Genomic DNA, 25,745 nt, shown 5'->3' on the forward strand with positions numbered 1-25,745 from the left:
TCGGTCACGGCAGCGTGGCCTGATTCGACGTGCTCCAGAACTCGGTCGTGCGTCTCCAGACGACGGCCGCGGAAGCCACGACGTGCGGACCATGGCACTTGGTCACGTCAGGCTGCTCCGCGCACTGCTGATACCCCCATTCCGCATGTTTCGGACCATTGCCGCATCCTGCCCAGAAACTAAGCCAAGGTTATAAGTTAGGCTTAGTACATGACCGACAAACCGGACGCTCATCAGATTTCCGAGGCTCTCCTGGCCGGGATCACGATGCTGGTCCGCCGGGTCCGGCAGGTGCAGGTGGACGACGAGCTCTCGCTGCACGAGAACTCGGCCCTGAAGCGGCTGAACCGCGCCGGCCCGACCACCCCCAGCGCGCTGGCCCGGCTCGAACAGATCACCCCGCAGTCGATGGGGAGGACCCTGGCCGGACTGGAGGCGCGCGGTCTGATCGAACGGCGCCCGGACGCGCAGGACGGCCGACGCGTGGTCCTGTCGCTGACCGAAGCCGGACGTCAAGCGTTGCTCACCAGGCGTAACACGCGGATCGAGACGATCGCCGCAGCGCTCTCCAGCGACTTCACCCGGCCGGAGCAGGAGCAGCTCATGGCCGCCGCACGGCTGATCGAGCGACTCGCGGAGGGACTGTGAGCTCGACCGAGCAGAAGGGCGATCCGTCCGAGCAGAAGGGCGATCCGTCCGAGCACACGGCCACGCCGGAAGCACGCCGGCGGTCGGCGGATGACCGTTACCGGTGGGCGGCGCTGACGAACACGACAGCCGCGATCTTCATGGCGGCCCTCGATGGCTCCATCGTCTTGATCTCCCTGCCCGCGATCTTCCGGGGGATCCACCTGGATCCACTGGCGGCGGGAAACCTCGGCTATCTCCTGTGGATGATCATGGGCTACCGGCTCGTGCAGGCCGTTCTCGTGGTCCCGCTGGGCCGCCTGGGCGACATGTTCGGCCGGGTCAGGATCTACAACGCGGGGTTCACCGTGTTCACCGCCGCCTCCATCCTGCTGTCCTTCGACCCGTTCCACGGCGGTGGCGGCGCGCTGTGGCTGATCGGCTGGCGGATGCTGCAGGCGGTCGGCGGGTCCATGCTCACCGCCAACTCGGCCGCGATCCTCACCGACGTGTTCCCCGCCGACCGGCGTGGCTTCGCCCTCGGCATCAACCAGGTCGCCGGGCTGGCCGGCCAGTTCGTCGGCCTGGTCGCCGGCGGCCTGCTCGTGCTCTGGGACTGGCGGGCGGTGTTCTGGGTCAACCTGCCGGTAGGGATCTTCGGAACGCTGTGGGCCTACGCGAAGCTCCGCGAGCCCCGCGCACCGGGCCCCCGTGCACCCGCCCGGGTCGACTGGTGGGGCAACGTCACCTTCACGATCGGCCTCAGCGCGATCCTCGTCGCCATCACCGAAGGCCTCCACCCCTATCACCACCACACCATGGGCTGGACGAACCCCGAGGTCATCGGCCTGCTCTCGGTGGGCACCGCCCTCCTGGCGGCGTTCGTCGTCGCCGAGAGGAGGGCCGCCGAGCCGATGTTCCAGCTCGGCCTGTTCCGCATCCGCGCCTTCACCGCCGGCAACCTGGCCGGCTTCGCCAGCCGCCTCTCCCAGGGCGGCCTGCAGTTCATGCTCATCATCTGGCTGCAGGGCATCTGGCTTCCGCTGCACGGCTACGACTACGCCGACACGCCGTTGTGGGCCGGCGTCTACATGCTGCCGATGACCTTCGGCTTCCTGATCGCGGGCCCCGTCGCCGGCTGGATGTCGGACCGGCTCGGCTCTCGCGGCCTGGCCACCTCGGGCATGGCGCTGTACGCCTGCACCTTCATCGGGCTGACGCTGCTGCCCATCGACTTCCCGTACTGGGCGTTCGCCCTGCTCATCGCGGTGAACGGCATCGGCGTCGGCGCCTTCAGCTCGCCCAACTCCTCATCGATCATGAGCAGTGTCCCCGCGTCACGGCGCGGCGTGGCCTCCGGCATGCGCGCGACGTTCCAGAACACCGGCACGGCGCTGTCGATCGGCGTGTTCTTCTCCCTCATGATCGCCGGGCTGGCCGCCAGCCTCCCGCACACGCTGACCAGCGGGCTGCGGCAGCAGGGCGTGCCGTCCCAGGTCGCCGAGCAGGTCGGCGCGCTGCCGCCGGTGGCCTCGCTGTTCGCGGCGATTCTCGGCGTCAACCCGGTCGAGCAGCTGCTCGCGCCCAGCGGGACGCTCTCCTCGCTTCCGGCCGGAAACCGGCACGCCCTCACCGGTCGGGAGTTCTTCCCGAACCTGATCGCGGCCCCGTTCCACCACGGCCTGGTGGTGGTGTTCACCTCGGCCGCCGCCCTGGCCGTACTGGCCGCCATCGCGTCCGTGCTCCGCGGCGCTCCGGACCCCAGGACCCGTCGGCGAGGCTGATGAGGAAGTACCCGCCATTCGGTTAACGACCGGTAAATCGTGATCTATCGCGCATCAACAAAATTGGTGTTGCATTCCTTGATCGTTCCGATGCACCATGACGAAGATCCGCTAGACGATCTTGAGCGGCGGGTCCGACGGAGTTCCGCATCACGGAGAGGAGTCCGCAGCGATGTCGACCGTGACCGCAGACCACCCCCAACTCGATGTCCTGGATCCATCGCTTGACCTCGGCGAATTCATGATCGAGGGCACGGCCAGAAGCAGCAGGGCGGGGACCCTGAGCAACTTCAACACCCCGCAGTACTTCTGGGTCTGACCAGGTCGGCGCGCGCACCGCGGGCCTCGGTCCGGCGGTGCGCGCGCTTCCCGGTTGGAAGGTCCGGCACCCGGATACGACCCCTGCTTCGGAGGCTGACGAGTGAGTGACATGTGGGAAGAGTCGGTCGAGCGCTTCACGGCGTACCTGCCGAAATCCGTGTCGACCTGGCTGGTGATCATCGATGCCGCCGCCCACGCGCGCCTGGCGGCATCCCTGCTGCCCCGGCTCGGCGACGACGTGAAGGTCCTCCGTCTCGGCGAGGTGTCCATCGACGAGGTACGGGCGGCGGCGCTCGAGTACGTCGACCAGGACCACGTCGGCCTCATCGGCTTCCACGCCCGGAACTATCCGGAGTACCAGGAGGCGCTGGTCCGCTTCGCCGACTGGCCGAGCCGCCGCGTGGCGCTGTGCCTCGAGGTCTGGGACGACAACTTCGCTCAGCTCTTCGCCGAGGATCCGCAGGAGGTGGCCCGTCGGTGCGACGGGCTCCGCCGGCAGTTGACCGGCGAACGGACGCTCACCTATCGTGCCGCCGACGACGCGTCCGAGTTCCTCTCCTTCGACTGCGCGCCGGACGACTGGGTCGCCTACAGCGGGCTGGAGGACTACGACTACCTCCTGCCCAGCGGGGAGGTCGCGTGCGTCCCGGAGAGCGCGAGCGGCACCCTGCCGGTCGAGGGGTGGATCATCGGGACCATCCCCTTCGGCCGGAAGTACGGCCGGATCGGCCCGGGTGACCTCTCCGTCCGCATCGAGAACGGCCAGGCGACCGGCGTCACCGGGCGTAACACCGAACTCTGCCGGGACCTCGAGATGGCGTTCGACCGGCTGCCGGGGGTGCGTTCGATCGGCGAGCTCGGGATCGGCCAGTCGAAGGCCGTCACCGAAGCGGCCAGGTCGCACAGGGCGGCGTTCACCTGGCACGAGCGCAACTACGGAGTGCACATCGGGTTCGGCGCCGAGCTGAGCGAGACCGCCGACCCCGAGCAGCGGGCCACCGCCCACCATCTGGACGTCGTCCTCTCCCGCGGACGGCTGACCGGGCAGGCGGGACCGCTGCTGACCTGGTGACCGGCACGCCGGGGCGTGGCCGCGTCGGCGGCCACGCCCCGGATATCCGGTCCTTATTTGATCTTTTGGGTGTAGACGACGCGGTCGACGAGGCGTTCGTGCTGGCCGGGTGGGGTGAAGTAGAGGTCGAAGGTGTGGTGGCCGTGTCGGCCGATGGTGATGACGGTGCGCATGGGGATGGTCTTGCCGAGGTATTCGGGGCCGAGCACGCCGGGGTCGGTGAACTCGCCGGGGATGGACAGTACGGAGGGGATCGCGGTGACGGGGTTGCCGCGGTAGGTCATGGCGGTGGGGGTGACGCTGTCGAAGGTGGTCCATTCGTAGCGGTGGTCGATGTTGGAGAAGCCGAGGATGCCGAGGCGGTAGTAGTGGTTTCCGCCGAGGGTTCCTTGGGTCTGTTCTTCCAGGAAGCGGCCGCCGGTCTTGGTGATCCAGTGGGTGGTGACGGTGATGTCGTGGGAGACGATGGGTGTGCCGCCGCCGAGGATGTAGTTGGTCTTGACGGCCTTCCAGGTGCCGACCAGCGGGTCCAGTGCGCGTTGGTACGGGCCGGGGTTGAGGTTGTCGGCCGGGGTGGTGGAGGCAGAGGCGGGCCGGTGCTGAACGGACGCACCCGCCACACCGGTCAGACCGACGACGAGGGCGGCCGCCGCGGCCGTAAGCGACACCTTCTTCAGGGGGAACATCGTCTCTCCTAGAGTTCTCGGATCAGTCCGGCCGACAGGGCGATGAGCGCGACGGCGATCAGCAGGGCGCCGACACGGGTCAGCGTCGTGCCGAAGGAGCGGGCGCCCGCCTGGCCGATTCCGAGGTGGACGAAGAACCCGCCCGACTGGGCCAGCACGCCGGCCAGCAGGATCGCGCCGAACGTCCATTCCAGGCCGTCGGAGTATCGGGCGCGGGGCAGGTAGAGGAAATAGACCAGCGTCAGCATCAGCAGAACGCCGGCGTGCGCGTGCCCGGCGCGGAAGAAGCGTTCGCGCAGCTCACCAAGCTTGTCGCGGTCGGTGGTGATGAACCTCAGCAGCGCGTGCCCACCGAACTCGACCGTGACGATGGACAGGAGCGACACGATCGGCAGGACCTCGGTCGACTCCATCAGACGGCCTCAGCGTTCGCCGCGGGCGGAGCGACCATTCCCGTCCGCACAGCCTTCGCATCAAGTGATCGTTCTTTCACGATCGGATGCTCGCAGCGGCCCCGTAACTCCCGATAGTGTCCCTGTCATCTGTCGGGGGTGCATTTGTCATGGCTCTCGGGGAGATCTGTGGAGCGGACTCCCGATCACCTATCGCCACGGCCGGCCCGGGGCATGCTGTGGGTCTCCCTCGGCATCCTCTTCGCCATCCGGGCCTCCAGCGGGATCGACAGCGGCTGGTGGCCGCTCGGCGTACTCCTCGCCACCACCTCGTACCCGCCGCTGATCGCGCTTCTGGCACTGCGTCGCGGCCCGGCCCGCCGCTACGGACTGCTGGCCTGCCTCGTACTGCTCTACCTCGTCCCGTTCCCGATCGTCGGGTGGCAGTGGGACTGGGTGCCGTGGACCGTGGCCGCGGGCGTGCTCTGCGTGCTGCCCGCGCGCTGGGCATGGCCGCTGTTCGCGCTGCTCGTGGGCGCGACCGGCCTGACCGCCGCGCTGACCGGGGCCGATGTCCACGGCTCGCTCTTCTACACGATCATCATCGCGGACGACGGCCTCATCGTGTTCAGCGTGGCCGCGCTGGTGGGAACCGTGGAACGGCTGTCCGCCGCCGAAGAGGAGCTCGCCAGGCTGGCGCTGGTACGGGAGCGCCTGCGCCTGGACGGTGAGCTGCGGGACACGCTGGGCGGCAAGCTCCAGGCGATCGTGTTCCGGATGCGGAAGGCGGCGCGGGAGGACGTCCCGGAAGCCCGGCTCGACATACGCGAGGCGACCGAACTCGCCCGCCGGACGCTGGCCGAGGTCCGGGCCACGGCCGGCGCCTACCGCGTCGGCCCTCTCCCCGAGCCCCCGGCGCCGGTCGAGTCACCCCTCCTGGCACGGCGCGTCCTGCTCGCCGTACTGATCATTCAGTGCGTGCTCGTACTGACGAACATCTCCTTCTATCAGCACCACTCGCTGAGCCATATCGGTCCGCTGAAGCTCACCCTCGCCGTGCTCGGCCTCGGCGCGATCGTCGTCCTGCAGACGCTGCCGCGGACCCGGGCCACATTCCTCGCCCAGTCGGTGCTGATCGTGCTGCCGATCTTTCTGATCCACGTCGCGTGGGACCGGGTACTGAGCTACCTCTCCGGCTCGATCCTTCTCCGGGTACGCCCACCGTTCTCCTGGGGGATCGTCGGGTTCATCCTGACCGCGCATCTGGCGTTGCTCCTCTCCGAAACCGAAGGCACCGCGGCCAACGACCTCACCCTCATCGGCGGGCACATCATGCTCATGTGGCTGGTGTACTCGCTGGGACGCCTCACCGAGTTGGCCGGCGTACTCGAACGGGCCCGCCACGACCTCGCCGAGGTGGCGGTACGGCGGGAACGGACCCGGATCGCCCGCGACCTGCACGACGTTCTCGGCTACAGCCTCTCCGCCGTCGCGCTCAAGGGCGAAGTGGCGGACCGCCTGCTGGACACGGCGCCCGAGCGGGCCAGAACCGAGCTCGCCACCCTCATCACGATGGTGGAACGGACGACGGCGGAGCTGGACGCCATCGTCGTCGACCGGGTCGAGCTCAGGTTGACGGCCGAGATCACCGCGGCCCGCCGGATGCTGGAATCCGCCGGCGTCGAGACGACGGCACACGTGGAGATCCCGGAGCTGCCGAGCGAGGTCGACACCGCGCTGGCCGCCGTCCTCCGCGAGACCATCACCAACGTCCTGCGGCACAGTCAGGCCCGTACGTGCGAGATCACCATCTCGGAGACCGACGGGCGCGTACGGCTGCGCGTCGTCAACGACGGCGCCGGACCCGTCTCGGAAGCAGTCGTCCGGACGGAAGCGCCGGCCGAGGCGGAGACGCCGGCCGAGGCGGAGACGCCGGCCGAGGCGGAGACACCAGCCGAGGCGGCACGGACCAGATCCGGGCTCGCCAACCTGACGCAGCGAACCGGCGGCCGGCTGACGGCCGGGCACCGGCCCGGCGGCCTGTTCGAGGTGATCGCCGAGTTCCGGTCAGATCCACTCGGACTCTGTCGCGATCCGGATGGCGTCGACCCGGTTCCGAGCGCCCAGCTTGACGACTGCTGAACTGAGGTAGTTGCGGACGGTTCCGTACGTCAGGAAGAGCCGTTCGGCGATCTCCGCGGGATGGGCGCCGGTCGCCGACATTCGCAACACCTCGGTCTCCCGCTGCGTGAGCGGGCTCTCCGGCGCCTGCAACGCGGCCATGGCCAGCACGGGGTCCACCACACGTCCGCCGGCGGCGACGGTACGGATCGCGGCCGCGAGGTCCGCCGGGCGGATGTCCTTGGCGACGAACGCGTCGACGTGGGCGCCGAGCGCGCTGCGCAGCGTGCCCGGTTTGGTGATCGCCGTGAGGATGACGACGCGGCACTCGGGCAACCGCTCGCGCAACTCGGCCGCCGCCGAGATGCCGTCCAGGCCGGGCAGACCGACGTCGATCACGGCCACGTCGGGCCGGTGGTCCAGCGCGGCGGGGACGATCTCCCCGCCCGCGGCCACCTCGGCCACCACCTCGAGGTCGCATTCCAGCGACAACAACTCGACCAGCGCCTCGCGAAGGATGGTCATGTCCTCCGCGATGAGAACTCTGATCATGTTGTCTCCGAGCAGCCACCCCACCCGCCGAACGCGGACCCGCCAGGAGGATATCCACCCAAGATCACATCGCGGCCGGGAAGCGCTCGGCTCAGCCGCCTGACAGCGCGCAGCGGAACCGGGGATCCGCTATCCGCCATCCTCGTCTCCGCATTGCGAAATGGGGAGTTCCCCAATTATCGTAGCTCGAACCGGGGAGCTCCCCACATCGCCGCACGGCCGTGCGTTGAGCGACCGAGCGGCGAGCCTCTCGCGCCCAGCGAACAAAGGATCCTTGATGGCTCTCACCTGCGAAGATCGGTTCCTCATCACCGAACTGATCGCGCTGCACGGACACCTGTGCGACAGCGGAGAACTCGATCGCTTCGACGAGGTGTTCACCGTCGACGTCATCTACGACGTCACCGACTTCGGGCAGGAGATCTTGAGAGGGGTGGCGGCCTGCGCCGACGCCGGCCGCGCCCTCGGTGACCGGAACCCGGTCGGCCACCACGTCACGAACATCGTCCTGAGCGAGCAGCCCGACGGTCGAGTGCACGCCCGGTCCAAGGGCATCGGCATCAACGCCGACGGTACGAGCGGAAGCGTCACCTATGAGGACACCGTCGTACGGGTGGATCAGGGCTGGCGAATCAGCCACCGAAAGATACTCGCCCGAAGGACTCCCCTGAGCAGGTGAGAACAGCCATCTCGACCGGGCAGACGGCCATCACGTTCCGCGATGTACCGCCAGGTGGGAAAGCTATCGTCTGGCGGCACGCCGGGAAACGAGCATCGCAGGCCCGGCCGCGATGCCACGGACACGAGAACGGACCTTGCCGCCGTCGTTGACCTCCCAAACCTGGCCAACCGGGCGGCCTGCCGTCAACACAGGCGGCAATGAGTCAACACCGACTACAAAGTGCAGGCGGCCTGCTCCTCGGCCAGCCACGCCACCGCCACTTCCACGCAGCTGGATTCTGGCTCTCCGCTACGGCTCGACTTACGCCACTCCGGGTCGGTCAATCTCGGTCGATCCATATCTGACCCATCGCTCCGACGATCATCCCGATCGATGCCTCGGGCGACAGTGCCACCGCCCGGAGCCGATCGTAAACCAGCGTCAGTTCGTCCAACTCCCCCTTGTGATCAATCAGACGGCCGACCCCGCGGCCTTCGGCAAAGGCGACCGGAGCTTCATGCTCGAACTCGAACAACGTGAATGGCCCGGTCGCGCCGGCAAGCTCACCTGCCGCGAACGGCAGGACCTGGATGTCCACGTGGGGCAGGCGAGCTACTTCGAGGAGGTACTTGAGCTGAGCTCGGGAGATCTCAACACTCCCCACTGGTTGTTTCACCGCGGCCTCGTGCAAGACGACCCACACGCGCGGCGGGACCGGCCGGGCAAGGAGTGATTGCCGCTGGAGTCGTTTCTCCACGCCCGCCGCGATGATCTCCTCACCGAGCATCGGCCGAGCGGCATGCATCGCAGCACGCGCATACTCCTCTATCTGGAACAAGCCGGGGATGAGGCTGTTGGCCCAGATGCTGATTTTGCTGGCCTGGGACTCGAGTTCGACGTAGTGCTCGAACCAGCGGGGGGCGGAGCGTACGAGCTCGGCGAGGCGGGTGAGCATGTCCGGCAGGGCGAACACGGTGTCGGCGCGCTCGGGAAAGCGCTCCGGCGGGTTGCGGCGGGCGGTCTCGACGCTGGCGACGGTGGACAGTGCCCAGCCGAGCTTGTGGGCGAGCTCCTCCAGCGTCCAGTCGTTCCGCTCGCGGAGACGGCGGATCTCCGCGCCGAAGAACGCGCCGAGCGAGGAGAAGGCGTCGAGCTTGCGGGGTGGGGGCATGTGGCACCTCGTTTGTGAAACCGAAACACCTCCGCAGAGTAATCACATCGCGACAGTCTGTCCTCGGTAATCCACAACCGACGGAGGAAGTCGTGACACGGTGCGCTCTACCGGGCGACGTCAGCGGCGTGCTGCTGGCCGACGTGCGCCTCATCAATGCTCCGGAGTCCGCGTCGGCGGCGCGCCGGATCGTCAAGGCCGTCGCCTGCGCCTGGGGTGCGGCGGCGGTCGCCGACCGGGCGGAACTGCTGGTCTGCGAGCTGGTCGCCAACGCCTCGAAGCACGCCCAGGACCGGCTCGGCACGAACCTGCGCCTCGTCGTGTCGCGCGACGATGACCGGCTGCGAATCGAGGTCCACGACGCCAACCCGGCGCTCCCCCGCGTACGGCACGGCGGGCTGCTGGAGGAGAACGGCCGTGGCCTCCTGCTCGCCGAGACGCTCGCCGACCGGCTCGGCTGGCAGGTGCTCGCCCGGGGCAAGGCCGTGTACGTCGAACTGGCGGCGTGGCCTGCCCTTCCGAAGTAGAAGACGGAACGCCGACAGCGGTGCGCCGCGCCCTTGCGCGGATACAGCCGGACGGTGTCGGCCTAGGGCCCCGTCTCGAAAGTGCTGGTCACAGCCGTGATCCCACGTCTGCCCTTGTTGCGGCTTGTGTCAGTGCGACCTCGTAGGCTCTCGGCAACGTGATCGAAGGGATTGCCGTGGAAGGCCTGACGGGTATATCAGCGCTGGCCAAGATCCTGCCTCCGGATCTCGGGGTGGACGAGGAGATCGACTGGTCGGCGGCCGAGGCGCGGTGGGGCACAGGGTTCCCGCGTGACTACATCGCGTTCATGTCCGTCTACGGCGCAGGCTCCATAGGCTTCATCGGCTCCTTCGCCGAGGTCGGCATCCTCATGCCGTTGCCCAAGGAGTACATCCAGTGGGACCCCGGGACCTTCGAGGAGGAGACGGAGAACGCCCGTGCCACCTGGGAGATGCTGGACGGCCAAGAAGGCCTCGGCATCGACCCGGACCATATCCTCGCCTGGGGCTTCACCAACGGCCCCGACATCTTGTGCTGGCTGACCACCGACCCTGACCCCGACAACTGGCCCGTCCTGGTCTGCGGCCGACACACCGACGAGCCCTTCACTCTCTTTCCCTGTGGCATGGTCGATTTCCTCCGCAAGCTGCTCGCGGACGAGTACGCGCCCCTCAGCATCGACGTCCGCGGCACCTCGCCGCGTTACGTGCACTGGCTTGAACAACAAAAGCGCTGGAAGGCGGGCTTGGACGGTTACTCCGGCGAACCACGATCAACCCACCATTAGGGTCTGTCGGCCGACGCCAGGCTCATCCCTTCGAATCCGACACAATTATAGCACATTTTCGCCATTATGTGAATTTCGCACTAAATGGCCTGTCGCGCTATATTCGTCATCATGGAATTGGTCGAGGAGAAATTCGTCGCGTCGGCGGACGTTCGCCTGTGGACCGAGCGCTTCGGCAACGGTGACGATCCGGTCGTGCTGCTCATCATGGGCACCTCCGCACAGGGAATCGGATGGCCCGACGAACTGGTGGAAGGTCTGGTGAAGGGCGGACGGCAGGTCATCCGGTTCGACCACCGCGACACCGGCCGGTCGACGCACGCGGACTTCACCGGCCACCCGTACACCCTCGCGGACATGGCGGCCGACGCCACGGCCGTGCTCGACGGACACGGCGTCACCGCCGCGCACGTCGTCGGCGCCTCCCTCGGCGGGGCGATCGCCCAGTGGCTGGCGGTGCACCGCCCTGAGCGCGTCACGACCCTCACCGCCATCATGACCGGCCCGATGGGTCACGACGCCAGGGACGCGTGGGTGCGCGCCATGTCCGGACGGTCACCCGACCCTGACGACCTCCCGCCGCCGGCGCCGACGGTACTGGCGCACCTCGCCGGCCTCGCCGGGTCACCGCCCTCGACGCCCGAGGAGCGCGTCGCGGCGGCCCTGGAGACGTGGCGAATACTGAACGGTGGCGTCCTCGCGTTCGACGAGGACGCCGCGCGGCGCAACGTCGAGCTCTCCTACGAACGAGACCCCGACCAGACCACCGCCGCCAACCATGACCTCGCCGCCAGGCAGATGACCGAGGACCGGCTCGTGCCCCTGTCCGGCATCACGGCACCGACGCTCGTCATCCACGGCACGGCGGACCCACTCCGCCCACCGGCCCACGGCGAGGCCGTCGCCGCGACGATCCCCGGTGCACGGCTGCGGACCATCCCCGGCATGGGGCACGGGTTCTTCTCCCCCGGGCTGCCTCACCGCGTCGCCGAGCTCATCCTCGAACACACCGGCGGTCGTGGACGGCATCACCGGTGAGGGCGGTCACGGCGGCGTCGGCGCGTGCCATCGGTCCGGCGGGCCAGGCGGCGATGACGGTGGCGGCGCCGATGACCGTGGCCGCGAAGATGAAGGACCACGGTATTCCGCCGGGCTGGTCGACGATCAGGCCGGCGATCGCGCCGCCGGCCGAGTTCGCCGCGACGGGAACCGTCACCAGCCAGGTACCGGCCTCGTTGCGCATGCCGGCCGGCACGATGCGGCCGACCATGGTGGTGTAGACGGTCAGTGTGGGGGCGATGGTGGCGCCGCCGATCGCGAGTGCGATGCCGAGCGTCAGCGCATCCGGCATGGTCGCCAGGACCGCTGTGCTCAGGGAGACCGCGCCGAGCAGCCAGGCGAACTGCCGTGGAAGCGGCGCACGTGGCCGCGCCATGCCGTACCCGAAACCGCCCAGCCCGGATCCCAGGCCCCATACCGCGAGCAGGACACCCGCCAGTCCGTCGGCGCCGGCACCTGTGTGCCGGGTCGCGTACGCCGGCACGGTGACGCTGACCGCACCGAACGCCATCCCCAGACTGCCCACGCAGACCAGCACCACGGCGAAGCCCGGCACCAGTAGCGGACCCAGCCCTCGGGTCCTGGTATCCGGCGAGGCCGGGCGCTGCCCGCGCATCGCAGAGCCACGCGCGAGAGCCAGCGTGCCCGCCATGGTCACGATCGCCGACCCGGCGATGGCCGCGGCCGGTGAGGCGACCAGCACCACGACCGCCACCAGGAGCGGACCGGCCACGAACACCAACTCGAACAGCGAAGTCTCCACCGCCAATGCGGCGTTGCGGAGGTGATGCCGGCCGGCGCCGTCCTCGGTGAGGCCGATCCACGCACTGCGGATCGCCGCCGTCAGCGGCGGATAGGTCCCGCCCGCGAACACCGCCGCCGCGCAGATCAGCGGCATCGAACCGCCGCCGGCGGCGAGCAGGAGCGCGACCAGACCGACGGGGTGAGCGACGGCGGACGCGCGGAGCACCGGCGTGGATCCGAGCCGATCGGCGAGCCGGCCGGCGATCGGGCTGATGAGCGCGCCCGACAACGCGTAGCAACCGGCGGCGATGCCCGCTGACGCATAGCGTCCGCTTGCCTGTTCGACCACGAGCAGCAGAGCGAGAGGCGTCACGCCCATGCCCAAGCGGGCGAGCACACCGGCCACCAGCAGCAACGGTGCCCCCGGGATCCGCCACACCGCCACGTACTGCCGCAAAGCAGATCCTTCCGCGCCGCCGTTCCGGCAATCACCAACCGCCACCTCCACGGCGTTGTTCCGGGAGAGCCATCGTCGATCGCCTGCGACAATCAGTACGGCATCGGCCCAAGCCGGAGCATCTCCGTGGAACCGGGAGGGTCGCTGTGCCGACGACCGCACGACCGTTGCGAAAGCTCGGTTTCCTGACCATCGGGTTGTTCGACGGAGCCGATCCTCGCCCGGGCCACGAGTCGACGTTGAGCGTCATCGAGCTGGGCGAACGGCTCGGATTCGACAGCGCCTGGGTGCGCCACCGCCATCTGCAGTACGGCATCTCCTCCCCGGTCGCCGTCCTCGCGGCGGCCTCGCAGCGCACCAGCCGGATCGAACTGGGCACCGCCGTCATTCCCCTGGGCTGGGAGAACCCACTGCGGCTGGCCGAAGACCTGGCGACGGTGGACCTCCTGTCCGGCGGCCGGCTCAACCCCGGCGTCAGCGTCGGGCCGCCCATGCACTTCGACCAGGTCAAGGGGGCTCTCTATCCCGACACCGCCGACGCCGAAGACTTCGGCTACGACCGCGTACGGCGGCTGCTGGACTTCGTGCGCGGGGAGCCGGTGACGCGGTTCAGCGGCACGGAGGGCTTCGAGGTGTTCTCCGACCGGGTCGAGCCGCATTCACCCGGTCTGGCCGACCGGCTGTGGTACGGCGGCGGGAGCCTGCGGTCGGCGCGATGGGCCGGCGAGAACGGCATGAACCTCCTGACCAGCAGCGTGGTGAAGGCCGAGGAGTCCGAGGACTTCACCGAGATCCAGCTCTCCCACATCCGGGCGTTCCGCTCGCATCACCCCGACGGCGACCGTGCCCGCGTCTCTCAGGGGCTCGTCGTCATCCCCACCGACAGCGCCTCGCCGGAGCAGCGCGCGAAGTACGAGGAGTACGCCCGGAAACGGACGCCGCGCACGGCGGCTCCGCAGGGCCCGGCTCGGATGATGTTCGCGCCCGACCTCGTCGGCACCTCCTCCGAGATCGCCGAACGGCTGTACGCGCACGCCGCGTTCCGTGAGGTCGACGAGGTCGCCTTCGCGCTGCCGTTCAGCTTCGACCACGAGGACTACGTCCAGATCCTCACCGACATGGCCACCAGGCTCGGCCCGGCACTCGGATGGAGCCCCAGCGACTGAACCCGCGGCTCCGCGACCAGGAATCTCAGCGGGCTGTCAGGCCATCTCAGGCTGATGTGCGCGGAATGTCAGGACGCTTCGCGACAGTGGGGTCATCACTTCACGTACCTCACGGGGAGAAGACTCCATGACTTACGCGATCCAGGCAGAGGGCCTGGTGAAGCGGTTCGGCGAGACGGTCGCCCTGAACGGTGTGGACCTCACGGCCCGCGCCGGCACCGTACTCGGCGTACTCGGCCCGAACGGGGCGGGCAAGACCACCGCCGTCCGCATCCTCGCCACCCTGCTGCGGCCCGACGAGGGCCGCGCGCTCGTCGACGGCCACGACGTCGTCCGGGAGGCCCACCAGGTCCGCCAGCTCATCGGCCTCACCGGGCAGTACGCCTCGGTGGACGAGATGCTGACCGGCACGGAGAACCTCGTCATGATCGGCCGGCTGCTGGGTCTGTCCCGGGCCGAGTCCAAGGCGCGGGCGGCGGAGCTGCTCGAACGGTTCGAGCTGTGGGACGCCCGCGACCGCGCGACCAAGACCTACTCCGGTGGCATGCGCCGCCGCCTCGACCTGGCCGCCAGCCTCGTCGGGCGGCCGTCGGTGCTGTTCCTCGACGAGCCGACCACCGGCCTGGACCCGCACGCCCGCGGCAGCATGTGGGACACCGTCCGCGGCCTGGTCAACGACGGCGTGACCGTCCTGCTGACCACTCAGTACCTGGAGGAGGCCGACCAACTCGCGGACGACATCGTGGTCATCGACCACGGCCAGGTGATCGCCAGCGGAACGCCCGACCAGCTCAAGAACCAGGTCGGCGGGCAGGTGCTCCAGGTGCGGCCGGTGGACGAGCGGGACCGCGAGACGGTCGCCGGGCTGGTCAGCGTCGTGGTGGGCGACGGAATGCAGGTCGAGGGCGATCTGGTCACCGCGCCGGTGACGGACCCGTCCGTACTGCCGACCATCGTGCGCCGCCTCGACGACGCCGGCGTGGTCGTGGCCGAGCTGTCTCTGCGCAGGTCCAGCCTGGACGAGGTCTTCCTCGCCCTGACCGGCCACCGCGCCGAGAGCACCGATCAAACTCCGGAACTCGTCATCGAAGGGAGCCGGGCGTGACCGCCTCCACCCTCGCCGCACCCCGTACGCTGTCCCGGCGCGTCAGCCCCGCAGCGACCCTGCGGCACACCGCGACGCTCGCCTGGCGCAGCCTGGTGCAGATCAAGCACAACCCGATGGAGCTGATCGATCTCAGCATCCAGCCGATCATGTTCGTGCTGCTGTTCACGTACGTCTTCGGCGGCCAGATGGCCGGTGGCCGTCCGGTGCAGTACCTGCAGTTCGCGCTGCCCGGCATCATCGCGCAGAACGCCATGTTCGCCACCATGAACACCGGCTTCCTGCTGAACACCGACATCACGAAGGGCGTCTTCGACCGGCTGCGGAGCCTGCCGATCGGGCGGATGGCGCCGCTGGCCGGCCGGATCGTCGCCGACACGGTCAAGCAGGCGTGGTCCATGGCCATCCTGCTCGCCGTGGGCATGCTCATCGGCTTCCGCGTCAAGACGAACGTCGGCGGCCTGCTCCTGGCGTTCCTGCTGTTGCTGGCGTTCGCCCTGGCCTTCTCCTGGATCGCGGTGCTCATCGGGGTCCTGGTCAGCGAGCCCGACAAGGTGATGATCTTCGGCTTCACGACGATCTTCCCGCTCAGCTTCACGAGCAGCGCGTTCGCGCGGGTCGACACGATGCCGGGCTGGCTGCAGGCCTGGGTCAAGGTCAATCCGGTCACCCATCTGGCCGATGCGACCCGCGGTCTCATCAACGGCGGTGCCGTCGCCTCCCCCGTGATGAAGTCCTTGGTGTGGGCCGTGGGCATCGCCGTGGTCTTCGCGCCGTTGGCGGTGCGTGCCCTGCGCCGCCGTGTCTGAGATCCGACCCGAGCGCGGGCCCCGCACTGCGGATGCCCGCGCTCGCGCGTCATCGGTTCACCGGTCCCCGGGTTCTCCGCGCAGGGTGACGTCCTCCAGGATCACCAGCGGGATGTCCCGATCCGACTTGGCCTGATAGGTGTCGTACAGGGGGAAGACCGAGGTCATCAGCCGCCAGAGCCGTGGCTTCTCCTCCAGCGTCGCGGTACGGGCCCGCGCGGCGAACCCGTCCGCACCGACCTGCAGGGCCACATCGGGGTGTTCGCGGAGATTGAGGTACCAGGCGGGGTGCTGCGCCGCTCCGGCATTCGAGGCCACCAGCAGATAGCGGTCCTCGTCCCGCCCGTAGATCAGAGCGGTACGGCGCAGAAGGCCGGACCTGCGGCCACGAGTGGTGAGCAGGAGTGTCGGCCGGCCCTGATAGAGATGCCCCTTCTTCCCGTCGGTCTGCACGTAGGTGCGGATGTGTTTGGCGACCCAGCCGGTGGGGCTGTCGATGACGTCCTCGTCGTTACGCGTGGTCATCCAAATATCGTACGGCGTACGGCATTTAGTCGGCAACAGGCCCGTATCCGGTCGAGCCCGTGGCCCTGCGGTCCCCTCTGCCGCCAGCCAGAAGCCACGTCACGATGGTTTCCGGCAGGCCGTTATGCTTTCCCGATGGATTCCGTCGACCAAGGGCTCATTCACGCGTTGCATCTGGACGGCCGGGCGCCGTTCCGGACCATCGCCGAGGTGCTCGGCGTGTCGGAGAACACCGTGGCCCGCCGCTACCGGCGGATGCTTGGCGACGGCCTGCTGCGGGTGGTGGGCATGGTCAACGGTGCCCGTCTCGGATACGTCCCCTGGACGATCAGGCTGCGCTGCACACCGGACGCGGCGGGCAGGGTCGCCGAGGCGCTGGCCGCGCGAGAGGACACCTCGTGGGTGTACCTCCTGTCGGGCGGTACGGAGGTCTCCTGCAACGTGCAGGCGCGCAGCGCCGACGAGCAGGAGGCCCTGCTGCTGCACAAGCTGCCGCGCACGAGCCGGGTCCTCGCCGTGTCGGCCCATCTGCTGCTGCGCGGGTTCGTGCTGCCGACCGGCTGGGCCGGGCTCGCCTGCCTCAGCCCGGAGCAGGTCGAGCGGCTCCGTTCCGACCCGGTGGAGCCCGACGGCGACCCGATCACCCTGGACGACGCGGACCGGGCACTGCTGGGTGCGCTGGCCCGTGACGGCAGGGCGTCGTACGCGGAGCTGACCTCGGTCACCGGCTGGTCGGAGACCACGGTGAAGCGGCGGATGACCGCGCTGCGCCGCGCCGGGGTCCTCCTCTATCAGCTCGACGTCCCGCCCGCGGTGGTCGGCTTCCCGGCCGAGGCGCGGCTGTGGATGAACGTCCGGCCGGCCAAGGCCGTCGCGACCGCCGAGGCGCTGGCACGGCACCCGGAGGTGTCGTTCGCCGCGCTCACGACCGGTCCGACCAACCTCGTGGCGGCGGTCAACTGCCGCGACGCCGGGGATCTGGCGCGGTACCTCACCGAGCGGGTCGCCGCCCTCGACGAGATCCGGTCGATGGAGACCGCGCCGATCATCCGCACCGTCAAGCGGGCGGGGGCACTGCTCCTCGGGTGAGCCCGCCGGCGGTGGTGATCGGCTCGATCGCCAGGTAGGCGGCGGTGTCCTCGACCCCCATCGCGTGGCCGCGCGCGTACGCCGCGTCGAAGCGTTCGTCGCCGAGGGCCTCGCGGGCGATCCGTGCGATCCGGGGCGGGTCCGTCAGCGATCGGTCCTCGGTGCCGCGTACGCCGACGGCGGCGCCGAGGAGCGTCGCCGCCCGCTCGTGATCGCCGCTGGAGACGGCGTGGTCGGCCAGGCCGACGATGGCCTGCCCGATGACCGGCGCGTCGTGCGCATACCACGCGGTCCGGAACGCCTCGACGTGCCGCTCGAGCGCGGCGTCGAGGTCACCCTCCAGCCCGTGAATGATGCCCAGCTGGGTGTTGATCATCGAGACGAACTGCGGCGGACCGCCGCCCCACGCGAGAGTGACGGCGTCCTCCAGCAGGGCCCGGGCCTCGGCCAGGTCGCCGCGGCGCCGGGCCGCCTCGGCGGTCGTGTACCGGACCATCGCGACGTCCCGGTGGTCCCCGCGGCGTTCGGCGCCGCGCAGGGCGGCCTCCAGCTCGGCCTGGGCGGCGGCCTCGTCGCCGAGCGCCCGGTACGCGGCGGACAGGCGGACGCGCAGGTGGCTGGAGTCGTCCGGGCTGCCCAACTCCAGCGAGCACCGGAGGGCCTCTTCGATGTGGGCCTTGGCCGACATCGGGTCGCCGCGCCACAGCGCGAGCTCGGCGACCCCGGTCAGCGTCAGCGACGTCCCCCAGCGCTCCCCGAGCACCCGGAAAGCCTCGATCGCGCCCGTGAACTGCTCCGCGGCCGCCTCCACCCGGCCGAGGTTCATCAGGAAGTGCCCGCGGAACATTTGAAGGGCCGCCCGGAGCCACGGGTCACGTACGTCGTCGAAGCGGCCCAGCATGCCCTCGAGCGCCTCGTCGTTCCGCCCGTCGAACGCCAGGAGACCCAGCGGAGCGATGCGGACCATGGGATGCAGGTCCTCCACGGGAAGGTCCGCGCAGTTCTCCAGCGCGGCCGAGATCCGTCGCTCGATGGGCTCCCTGTCCCGCATCAGGGGATCGTCGTCGATCGACCCGATCACCCAGTAGAGGGTGGCCAGCGCGGCGGCCTGGGCGGGCGCCCTCCCCGGCAGCGCGAGCGCGTCCCGGGCCAGCTGATGGCCCTCGACGCGCTGCCCGCGCAGGAACCAGAACCAGCCGAGGGCGGCGACGTAGCGGACGGCGAGTGCGGTGTCCTGGACCTCGATGGCCCAGCGCAGGGCGGAATGCAGGTTGTCGTACTCGGCGGTGAGGTGTTCGAGCCACTGCAACTGCTCCCGAGTGCGCAGCAACGGCTCGGCCGTCTCGACCAGTTGGAGGAAGTGGTGGGCGTGCGCGCGCCGCACCCTCGTGGCCTCGCCGGCCTCGGCGAGCCGCTCGGCGCCGTACGCCCGGATCGTCTCGAGGACGCGGTACCGGCCCGTCCCGTCGACGCTGACGAGCGACTTCTCGACCAGCCCGGTGAGCGCGTCGAGCACGTCGAGCACGCCGCCGCCGCACACCTCCTCGACGCTGTCGAGGGTCGCACCGCCGGCGAAGACCGAGATGCGCCGCAGCAGCGTCCGCTCGGCGTCGTCGAGCAGATCCCAGCTCCAGTCGACGACGGCCCGCAGGGTCTGGTGGCGCGGCAGCGCCGTACGGCTGCCGCCCGTCAGCAGGCGGAACCGGTCGTCGAGACGGTCCGCGACCTGGGTGGCGGTCATCGTACGAAGCCGGGCGGCGGCCAGCTCGATGGCCAGCGGCATGCCGTCGAGACGGCGGCAGATGGCGAGCACCGCGGGCAGGTCGGTCTCGGCCGTGAAGCCGGGACGGACCGCGGTGCCCCGCTCGACGAACAGGCGGACGGCGGGGTACTCGAACGCCTCCCCGAGCGAGGCGACGCACCCGGGCCCGTGAATGTCGGACGGGTCCTCTGGGGGGAAGGCGAGCGGCGGCACCGGCCAGAGGCTCTCGCCGGTGATGCCGAGGGCCTCGCGGCTGGTCGCCAGGACGCGGACGCCGGGGCAGTCGGCGAGCACCCGGTCCACGAGGCGGGCACAGGAGTCGATCAGGTGCTCGCAGTTGTCCAGCACGATCAGCAGTCGCTCGTCGGCGAGCGCGGCGACGAGCCGCTCGACGGGTTCGACGCTGGTGGGCGCCGCGCCACGTACGCCGGCGGTCAGCGCGACCTCGCGAAGGCCCAGCGTGCTCAGCAGCGCCTGCGGCACCTCCCCCGGGTCACCGACGGGGGCGAGCTCGATCAGCCGGACGCCGCCGGGCATGCGGTCGGTCAGGCGCGCGGCCGCCTCGATCGACAGCCGGGTCTTCCCGGCGCCGCCGGGGCCGGTGAGGGTGACGAGGCGGTTCTCCGCCAGCAGCTTCCCGACGCGTTCGATCTCCTCCTCGCGGCCGATGAAGCTCGTGAGCCGGGCCGGCAGGTTGCTGCGGCCTCGCGGCCGGGCGGGGGTCTGCTCGCCCCGGAGGACGGCGAGGTGGACCGCCTGCAACTCGGGCGACGGATCCACGCCGAGCTCCTCGGCGAGCGTGCGGCGCGCGTCCTCGAACGTGGCCAGCGCGTCGGCCTGACGGCCGGCGGCGGACAGCGCTCGCATGTACTGCCCGCGCAGGCGTTCGCGGAGAGGGTGCGCGGCGACCAGCGCCTCCAGCTCGGCGGTGTCGGCGCGGCCGAGCAGCAGCAGCGCCTCGGAGTGGTCCTCGACGGCGCCGAGACGCTGTTCGGTCAGCCGGGACACCTGTCCTTGGGCGAAGTCGGCGTCGGCGACGTCGGCCAGCGCCGTCCCGTGCCACAGGCCGAGGGCCTCGGCGAAGGCGTCCGCCGCGCCCGCCGGGTCGTCGGCGACGAGGCGACGTCCGTGGGCGACGAGCCGGTCGAAGCGCCGCAGGTCGACGGCCTCGTCGTCGAGGACGAGCCGGTAGCCGGAAGGGTGGGACTCGATCACGGCGTCGGGCAGTGCGCGGCGCAGCCGCGAGATCAGCGACTGCAGCGCGTTCGGGGCGCCGGCCGGGGGATCGCCGCCCCACACGCCGGCGACCAGCCGATCGGTCGTCACGACGCGGGGGGCCTCGAGCGCGAGCAGGATCAGCAGCGTGCGCAGGCGGGCACCGCCGACCTCCACCGGCCGGCCGACGACATCGGTCACCTCGAGGGGGCCGAGCAACGAGATCCGCACGGGTCGATTCTCCCTTGTCCGTCCGGGGAGGCATCTACGTGAAGCGCGATATATCTCGATGAGTGTCCCACAAAAAACGGCGGGCCGGCCTCCCGGCCGGCCCGCCGTCGGCGGTGAAGCGAAGGTCAGGCCGCGCGGTCCTGCCCGCTGGCCAGCCGGAACTCCGCGCGCGGCTGCTCGATGCCGCCGAGGGAGACGGTCTCGCGCCGGAAGAACAGCGCGAGCGTCCAGTCGGCCACCACCCGTACCTTGCGGTTGACGGTCGGCACCCGCGACAGGTGGTACGTCCGGTGCATGAACCAGGCGGCGAACCCGCGCAGCCGCACGCCGTACACGTGCGCGACGCCCCGGTAGAGCCCCAGGCTGGCCACCGACCCGGCGTAGGAGTGCCGGTACGCCTTGCGTTCCTTGCCCCGGAGCGTGGCCACGATGTTGTCCGCGAGCCGCCGGGCCTGGCGTACGGCGTGCTGAGCGTTGGGCGCGCAGAACTCCCCGGACCGGGTGAGGTCCGGGACGGCGCCGCAGTCACCGGCCACGAAGGCGTCGTCGGCGCCCTCGACGGTGAGGTACTCGGTGGCGACGATGCGGCCCTGCCGGTCCAGGGGCAGGTCGGTGGAGCGGGTCAGCGGGTTGGGCTTGACCCCCGCGGTCCACACGAGCGTGCCCGCGTCGAACTCGGTGCCGTCGTCGAGCACGACGCGGCGGTCGACGGCGGAGGTCAGCCGCGTGTTCAGCCGTACGTCGATCCCCCGCCGGCGCAGTTCGTCGACGGTGTAGCGGCCCATCCGGTCCCCGACCTCGGGCAGGATCCGGCCGCTGGCCTCGACGAGGACCCAGCGCATGTCCTCGGGGCCGAGGTCCGGGTAGTACGTCAGGGCGCCGCGCGCCATGTCCTCGAGCTCGGCCAGCGCCTCCACGCCGGCGAAGCCGCCGCCGACGAAGACGAAGGTGAGCGCGCTGCGGCGGACCGCCTCATCGGAGGTGGAGGCGGCGATGTCCAGCTGCGCGAGCACGTGGTTGCGCAGGTGGATGGCCTCGGCGACGTTCTTGAAGCCGATGCCGTGCTCGGCGAGCCCGGGGATCGGCAGCGTACGGGACACCGAGCCCGGCGCCATCACGATGAGGTCGTAGGAGATCTCGGTGACGGGTCCGGAGATCGGGCGCACGGTGGCGACGTGCCGGGCGTGGTCGACGGAGGCGACCCGCCCGTTCAGGATGCGCGCCTTGGGCAGCACGCGGCGCAGCGGCACCACGACGTGGCGCGCGGCCAGGTGGCCGGCGGCCACCTCGGGGAGGAACGGCTGGTAGGTCATGAACGACTGCGGGTCGACGATCGTGATCGTCGCCTCGTTCGACCGCAGGCGGCGCTGCAGGCGCAGCGCGGTGTACATACCGACGTAACCGCCGCCGACGATGAGGATGTGGGGAGTGGTCCGGCTCGGATTCGGGCTCGTGGCCACGGGGGTTCTCTCCTCGCTTGATTTATTTGTGAAACCATTCACAAGCTACCGCATCGAACCGGACATACCTGCCGACTGCGCTGTGAAGATCAGCGGAACTTGACGGGACGCCAAACCGACCGCGCCGTTCTGGTGTGAATTAGCTCATGTCTTCCGTACGCGGCCGACGGCCATCCACCGACCCTCCCCTTCGGGGCTCCGAACACGTCTAGGGTGAGCCGGACGCCCGGCGCGGATCCGCGGGTGAGGAGCGCCACATCGAGGGGTCCGCACGGCCCCCGATGCGGCGAATGCGCGGACGCCGGTCGGGCGCGGCGTACGATCGTCCCCCGGGAGCTGTGTATCGATGATGACCAGGTTGTGGCGGCCGGTGTGCCTGGCCGCCGTCGGAGTGCTGTCGCTGACGGGCTGCGGCCTCTTCGGGCAGAACAAGATCATTCGGGGGAGCGTGGCCGAATCGATCACTGTGACGAGCCCGGCCTTCCGCGACGGCGCGCCGATGCCCGTCCGGTTCGCGTGCGCGCAGTACGGCGGCAAGTCCAAGACGCCGCCGCTGCGGTGGTCGGTCGCGCAGAGCGGCGTCGGGTCCCTCGCGCTGATCATCGATGACCCCGACTCCCCCAGCGGCGCATACGTCCACTGGGTGCTGTTCAACATCGACGCCACGGCGAACGAACTCCTGGAGAACACCACGCCGCCGCACTCCGAGCAGTCGATGAACACGACGCACAAGGTCGGATACGCCCCGCCGTGCCCGCCGAAGGGCGAGGTGCACAAGTACCGCTTTACCCTTTACGCACTGAAGGAGAAGGTCCCGCTGAAGAACGGCGCGAGCCTGAGCGAGGCCCTCTCCGCGATCGCCGCCCGGACGATCGCGCGCGGACGGATGTACGCGACGTTCCGGGGGGCGGTGATGTGATGTCCTGAGGGGCGGGCGTGCCGGACGCGTCAGGTGCGCGTCCCGCGCCAGGGGCCGCGAAGGCCAACGGACGGTTCTCGCGGGCCTCAGGGCAAGTAGGGTGAAAATAGATGTTCGCGAACCGTATGACAAGGGTCATAGCGGTCGGCAACAATCGGTCTAGCTCCTTGGGGGCCCCGGTGCCGGTGATCACGGGAAAAGGTCTCCGCGTCGGCGTCGACCGCTAGACCATGGCGTTGGGTGGTAGCTATGTGGGGTCTGATCGTTGTCCTCGGCCTGGTCGCGGTCGTCATACTCGTCGGGGTGCTGGTGGCTCTGGGGATGAGGGCGAGCCGATCCGGCGACGAAGACGACTGGATGTCCGACGAAGAGCAGCCCCGGGGCCGCCGCGCCGGCAGATCCCGCGGCCGCCGCGGTGGTGACGAGTCGGAGGAGGACGCCTACGGCGGCGGCGACATGCGCGTGGCCGGCGCCCCCATCGCCCCCATGGCTCCGCAGCACCAACTGCCCGCCGCGCCCATCGCCGGCCCCGGTGCGGGCCCGGCCCAGCTGCCGCCGCCGTCCCCGACCCCGGTTCCCGAGGCGCCTCCGCGGTCGAGCGACGAGATGGACGACGACGAGTACTGGTCGACCATCACCTTCGACAAGCCGAAGTTCCCGTGGCGGCAGGACGCCGGACAGCCCTCCGAGGCGCGCGGTCAGGATCCCCTCGCCGGGCAGGTGCCACAGCCGCAGCCGCAGCCGCTCGTGAGCGGGCCACCCCAGGGCATGCCGCTGGCGGGCCCGCCGCCGCAGGACCCTCCGATCGACTCGCCGGCGCCGGAGACCCGGCCGCAGCCGGTCGTCCCGGCCCTCGACGACGCGCCCACGATGCTCGACACGCCGGCGACGCCGCCCAGCCCGCTCGACGTCCCGTCGGCGCTCGACGTTCCCTCGCGGGCGGGCCAGACCGATCCCGGCGGCGCCATCCCGGCGTACGGCTCCGCCGACCAGAGCGGCGGCTTCGCCACGTCCGCGTACTCGAGCGAGCCGTCCTCCTACTCCAGCGAGCCGTCTCCCTACTCGGGTGAGTCGTCTCCGTACTCCAGCGAGCCCTCGTACTCCAGCGAGCCCTCGTACTCGAGTGAGCCTTCGTACTCCAGCGAGGCGTCCTTCCCGAGCGAGCCGTCCTACTCCACCGAGCACGCCTACGGCGGCGACCGCTCGTACGGCACGGACCCGGGGAGCGGATACGGCGACGACCCGCTGAACACCGGCGAGCGGTCGACCTTCGGCTCCTCGTCCCCTGCGGCGCCCACTCCGCCTCCCGCGCCGCCGGCCTCCTCTCCCCTGACGCCCCCGTCGCCGGTGGGTTCCGTCGCCGGCGCGAGCGACGACGGCCCGGCCGTCCCGTCCGTCGACGATCTGCTCGCCAAGATCCAGCGTGAGCGCGCCGGAGGCGGTGACGCGGCATCGACGGGCTCGAGCCCCGCGCCGGCCGCCTTCGACCCGCTCACCGACCCGCTGGACACCGGGGAGCGCTCGTACGGCTCCTCCTCCACGAGCGGGTCCGCCGGCGGGAGCTGGTCGACGGGCTCCTACAGCACGAGTGGTTCGTCGTCGGAGTCCTACGGCGGGTCCTCCGGAGACTCCTACAGCTCCTCCTCGACGGGCTCCTACGGGTCGGACCCCCTGTCGGGCGGCTACAACGCGACCGGCGGCTACAGCACCGGGTCCTACGACAGCGGCTACGGCTCCACCGGCTCCTCCGAGGGGGGCTACAGCTCGACCGGCTCCACCGGGGGCGGCTACGGCTCGACCGGTTCGACGGGTTCGACGGGTTCGACGGGTTCGACCGACGGTGGTTACGGCTCCACCGGATCCTCGTCGTACAGCAGCGACTCCTCCTCGTACGGCTCGGGTACCGGGCGCCAGGACGACCCGCTCGGCGGCGGGTACACCGGTTCGTCGTCGTCGGACTCGTACGGGTCCTACGGGGCCGGCCGGGACAGCACCTCCACCGGCGGCTACTCGAGCACGGGCGGCTACCAGACGCCCGGGACGCCCGGCTCGTCCTACGGCAACGGCTCGGGCTACTACGGGTCCGGGTCCTCCACGCCGGGGCAGGGCTACGACCCGGCCTCCTCGACCCCCGGGACCGGGCAGCCGTCCGACGACCCGAACGCGACGCAGGCCTACCCGAGAAGCCCGTACGGCACCTCGTACGGCGACCGGAAGAACGACGAGCAGCACCCCGACGGCTGGGGAAACTACGGCGGCAACAACAACGGCTGACGCCGCACAGCGAAGAGGCCGTGGGCCCCGGGGTTCTCACGAACCCCGGGGCCCACGGTCTTTCGCATGTGGGGGTCGCTGATCGCCTGCCGGCGGCCGGCGCCGGGAGACAGGTCTTCCCCGAGATATAAGGATCCCGCCGGGGATCGGTTGGACTCCGGTCCGATTGCGTGGCAATCTCTTGACCGGTCCATCACTCTGCGTGGACCAGTCATGTACGCTCCGTAC

24 protein-coding genes are annotated in these 25,745 nt (G+C 70.2%); 15 read left to right on the top strand and 9 right to left on the bottom strand.

The annotated features are described in order from the left end of the window. Window positions 1–210 precede the first annotated feature (210 nt). The 4 genes from ACQP2O_RS38670 to ACQP2O_RS38685 all read left to right on the top strand — a co-directional run bounded on the left by ACQP2O_RS38670 (window position 211) and on the right by ACQP2O_RS38685 (window position 3,804). Window positions 211–648, top strand: a complete 438-nt coding sequence (locus tag ACQP2O_RS38670; protein ID WP_433174037.1) for a MarR family winged helix-turn-helix transcriptional regulator — start codon at window positions 211–213, stop codon at window positions 646–648. After that, complete coding sequence (locus tag ACQP2O_RS38675; RefSeq protein WP_433174039.1) at window positions 645–2,411, top strand: MFS transporter; 1,767 nt, start codon at window positions 645–647, stop codon at window positions 2,409–2,411. The genes ACQP2O_RS38670 and ACQP2O_RS38675 overlap by 4 nt, the downstream gene beginning before the upstream one ends. Window positions 2,412–2,583: 172 nt before the next feature. Beyond that, complete coding sequence (locus ACQP2O_RS38680; RefSeq protein ID WP_433174041.1) at window positions 2,584–2,730, top strand: hypothetical protein; 147 nt, start codon at window positions 2,584–2,586, stop codon at window positions 2,728–2,730. Window positions 2,731–2,832: 102 nt separating this feature from the next. Further along, window positions 2,833–3,804 carry a hypothetical protein gene (locus ACQP2O_RS38685; RefSeq protein WP_433174043.1) on the top strand — a complete coding sequence of 324 codons (972 nt, stop codon included), beginning with the start codon at window positions 2,833–2,835 and terminating at the stop codon, window positions 3,802–3,804. Between the two features lie 53 nt (window positions 3,805–3,857). On the opposite strand, the gene ACQP2O_RS38690 is transcribed toward ACQP2O_RS38685, so the two are convergent. Next, window positions 3,858–4,490, bottom strand: a complete 633-nt coding sequence (locus ACQP2O_RS38690; RefSeq protein WP_433174045.1) for a DUF1579 family protein — start codon at window positions 4,488–4,490, stop codon at window positions 3,858–3,860. Between the two features lie 8 nt (window positions 4,491–4,498). Then, window positions 4,499–4,903, bottom strand: coding sequence for a hypothetical protein (locus ACQP2O_RS38695; RefSeq protein WP_433174047.1), 405 nt, complete (start codon window positions 4,901–4,903; stop codon window positions 4,499–4,501). Between the two features lie 168 nt (window positions 4,904–5,071). Between ACQP2O_RS38695 and ACQP2O_RS38700 the strand changes: the two genes are divergently transcribed. Continuing rightward, on the top strand, window positions 5,072–7,024 hold the full coding sequence (locus ACQP2O_RS38700) for a histidine kinase (RefSeq protein WP_433174049.1): 1,953 nt from the start codon (window positions 5,072–5,074) through the stop codon (window positions 7,022–7,024). Here the strand turns inward: ACQP2O_RS38700 and ACQP2O_RS38705 are convergent. Then, the gene (locus ACQP2O_RS38705) at window positions 6,950–7,555 is read right to left on the bottom strand and encodes a response regulator transcription factor (protein ID WP_433174051.1); all 606 of its coding nucleotides are present in this window, start codon (window positions 7,553–7,555) and stop codon (window positions 6,950–6,952) included. The genes ACQP2O_RS38700 and ACQP2O_RS38705 overlap by 75 nt on opposite strands. Window positions 7,556–7,832: 277 nt before the next feature. Between ACQP2O_RS38705 and ACQP2O_RS38710 the strand changes: the two genes are divergently transcribed. Then, window positions 7,833–8,234 (top strand): nuclear transport factor 2 family protein, encoded by a 402-nt coding sequence (locus ACQP2O_RS38710; RefSeq protein ID WP_433174053.1) that lies wholly within the window; start codon window positions 7,833–7,835, stop codon window positions 8,232–8,234. Between the two features lie 215 nt (window positions 8,235–8,449). On the opposite strand, the gene ACQP2O_RS38715 is transcribed toward ACQP2O_RS38710, so the two are convergent. Together ACQP2O_RS38715 and ACQP2O_RS38720 are read right to left on the bottom strand one after the other, a co-directional pair. Next, window positions 8,450–8,575: a DUF397 domain-containing protein gene (locus ACQP2O_RS38715; RefSeq protein WP_433174055.1), complete on the bottom strand. Its 126-nt coding sequence runs from the start codon at window positions 8,573–8,575 to the stop codon at window positions 8,450–8,452. Next, complete coding sequence (locus ACQP2O_RS38720; RefSeq protein WP_433174057.1) at window positions 8,557–9,387, bottom strand: helix-turn-helix domain-containing protein; 831 nt, start codon at window positions 9,385–9,387, stop codon at window positions 8,557–8,559. The genes ACQP2O_RS38715 and ACQP2O_RS38720 overlap by 19 nt, the downstream gene beginning before the upstream one ends. A 92-nt stretch (window positions 9,388–9,479) precedes the next feature. Here ACQP2O_RS38720 and ACQP2O_RS38725 point away from each other — a divergent pair, with 92 nt between their 5' ends. The 3 genes from ACQP2O_RS38725 to ACQP2O_RS38735 all read left to right on the top strand — a co-directional run bounded on the left by ACQP2O_RS38725 (window position 9,480) and on the right by ACQP2O_RS38735 (window position 11,740). After that, complete coding sequence (locus ACQP2O_RS38725) at window positions 9,480–9,914, top strand: ATP-binding protein (RefSeq protein ID WP_433174059.1); 435 nt, start codon at window positions 9,480–9,482, stop codon at window positions 9,912–9,914. A 158-nt stretch (window positions 9,915–10,072) separates the two neighbouring features. Continuing rightward, window positions 10,073–10,702 (top strand): SMI1/KNR4 family protein, encoded by a 630-nt coding sequence (locus ACQP2O_RS38730; RefSeq protein ID WP_433174061.1) that lies wholly within the window; start codon window positions 10,073–10,075, stop codon window positions 10,700–10,702. A gap of 111 nt (window positions 10,703–10,813) precedes the next feature. Continuing rightward, window positions 10,814–11,740 carry an alpha/beta fold hydrolase gene (locus ACQP2O_RS38735; RefSeq protein ID WP_433174063.1) on the top strand — a complete coding sequence of 309 codons (927 nt, stop codon included), beginning with the start codon at window positions 10,814–10,816 and terminating at the stop codon, window positions 11,738–11,740. Here the strand turns inward: ACQP2O_RS38735 and ACQP2O_RS38740 are convergent. Then, entirely contained in the window at window positions 11,697–12,962 is a 1,266-nt protein-coding gene (locus ACQP2O_RS38740) for an MFS transporter (protein WP_433174065.1), read from the bottom strand. The genes ACQP2O_RS38735 and ACQP2O_RS38740 overlap by 44 nt on opposite strands. A 146-nt stretch (window positions 12,963–13,108) precedes the next feature. Here ACQP2O_RS38740 and ACQP2O_RS38745 point away from each other — a divergent pair, with 146 nt between their 5' ends. From ACQP2O_RS38745 to ACQP2O_RS38755, 3 genes are all read left to right on the top strand, one after another. After that, window positions 13,109–14,128 (top strand): LLM class flavin-dependent oxidoreductase, encoded by a 1,020-nt coding sequence (locus ACQP2O_RS38745; RefSeq protein ID WP_433174067.1) that lies wholly within the window; start codon window positions 13,109–13,111, stop codon window positions 14,126–14,128. Between the two features lie 127 nt (window positions 14,129–14,255). After that, window positions 14,256–15,233 (top strand): ATP-binding cassette domain-containing protein, encoded by a 978-nt coding sequence (locus tag ACQP2O_RS38750; protein ID WP_433174069.1) that lies wholly within the window; start codon window positions 14,256–14,258, stop codon window positions 15,231–15,233. Further along, complete coding sequence (locus ACQP2O_RS38755) at window positions 15,230–16,042, top strand: ABC transporter permease (protein WP_433174071.1); 813 nt, start codon at window positions 15,230–15,232, stop codon at window positions 16,040–16,042. Before ACQP2O_RS38750 ends, ACQP2O_RS38755 begins: the two co-directional genes overlap by 4 nt. Before the next feature lie 57 nt (window positions 16,043–16,099). On the opposite strand, the gene ACQP2O_RS38760 is transcribed toward ACQP2O_RS38755, so the two are convergent. After that, a complete protein-coding gene (locus ACQP2O_RS38760; RefSeq protein ID WP_433174073.1) occupies window positions 16,100–16,567 on the bottom strand; it encodes a nitroreductase family deazaflavin-dependent oxidoreductase in 468 nt (155 codons plus the stop codon). 135 nt (window positions 16,568–16,702) lie between these two features. Here ACQP2O_RS38760 and ACQP2O_RS38765 point away from each other — a divergent pair, with 135 nt between their 5' ends. Further along, window positions 16,703–17,656: an Lrp/AsnC family transcriptional regulator gene (locus ACQP2O_RS38765; RefSeq protein ID WP_433174075.1), complete on the top strand. Its 954-nt coding sequence runs from the start codon at window positions 16,703–16,705 to the stop codon at window positions 17,654–17,656. Here the strand turns inward: ACQP2O_RS38765 and ACQP2O_RS38770 are convergent. Both ACQP2O_RS38770 and ACQP2O_RS38775 read right to left on the bottom strand, forming a co-directional pair. Next, entirely contained in the window at window positions 17,625–20,864 is a 3,240-nt protein-coding gene (locus ACQP2O_RS38770) for a BTAD domain-containing putative transcriptional regulator (RefSeq protein WP_433174077.1), read from the bottom strand. The genes ACQP2O_RS38765 and ACQP2O_RS38770 overlap by 32 nt on opposite strands. 125 nt (window positions 20,865–20,989) lie before the next feature. Then, entirely contained in the window at window positions 20,990–22,324 is a 1,335-nt protein-coding gene (locus tag ACQP2O_RS38775; protein WP_433174079.1) for an NAD(P)/FAD-dependent oxidoreductase, read from the bottom strand. 346 nt (window positions 22,325–22,670) lie between these two features. Here ACQP2O_RS38775 and ACQP2O_RS38780 point away from each other — a divergent pair, with 346 nt between their 5' ends. Then, the gene (locus ACQP2O_RS38780) at window positions 22,671–23,243 is read left to right on the top strand and encodes a YbhB/YbcL family Raf kinase inhibitor-like protein (protein WP_433174080.1); all 573 of its coding nucleotides are present in this window, start codon (window positions 22,671–22,673) and stop codon (window positions 23,241–23,243) included. A 249-nt stretch (window positions 23,244–23,492) separates the two neighbouring features. Beyond that, window positions 23,493–25,517, top strand: a complete 2,025-nt coding sequence (locus ACQP2O_RS38785; RefSeq protein ID WP_433174082.1) for a hypothetical protein — start codon at window positions 23,493–23,495, stop codon at window positions 25,515–25,517. Window positions 25,518–25,745 lie beyond the last annotated feature (228 nt).

Source organism: Actinoallomurus sp. CA-150999 (genome assembly GCF_050942425.1).
Classification (GTDB): domain Bacteria; phylum Actinomycetota; class Actinomycetes; order Streptosporangiales; family Streptosporangiaceae; genus Actinoallomurus.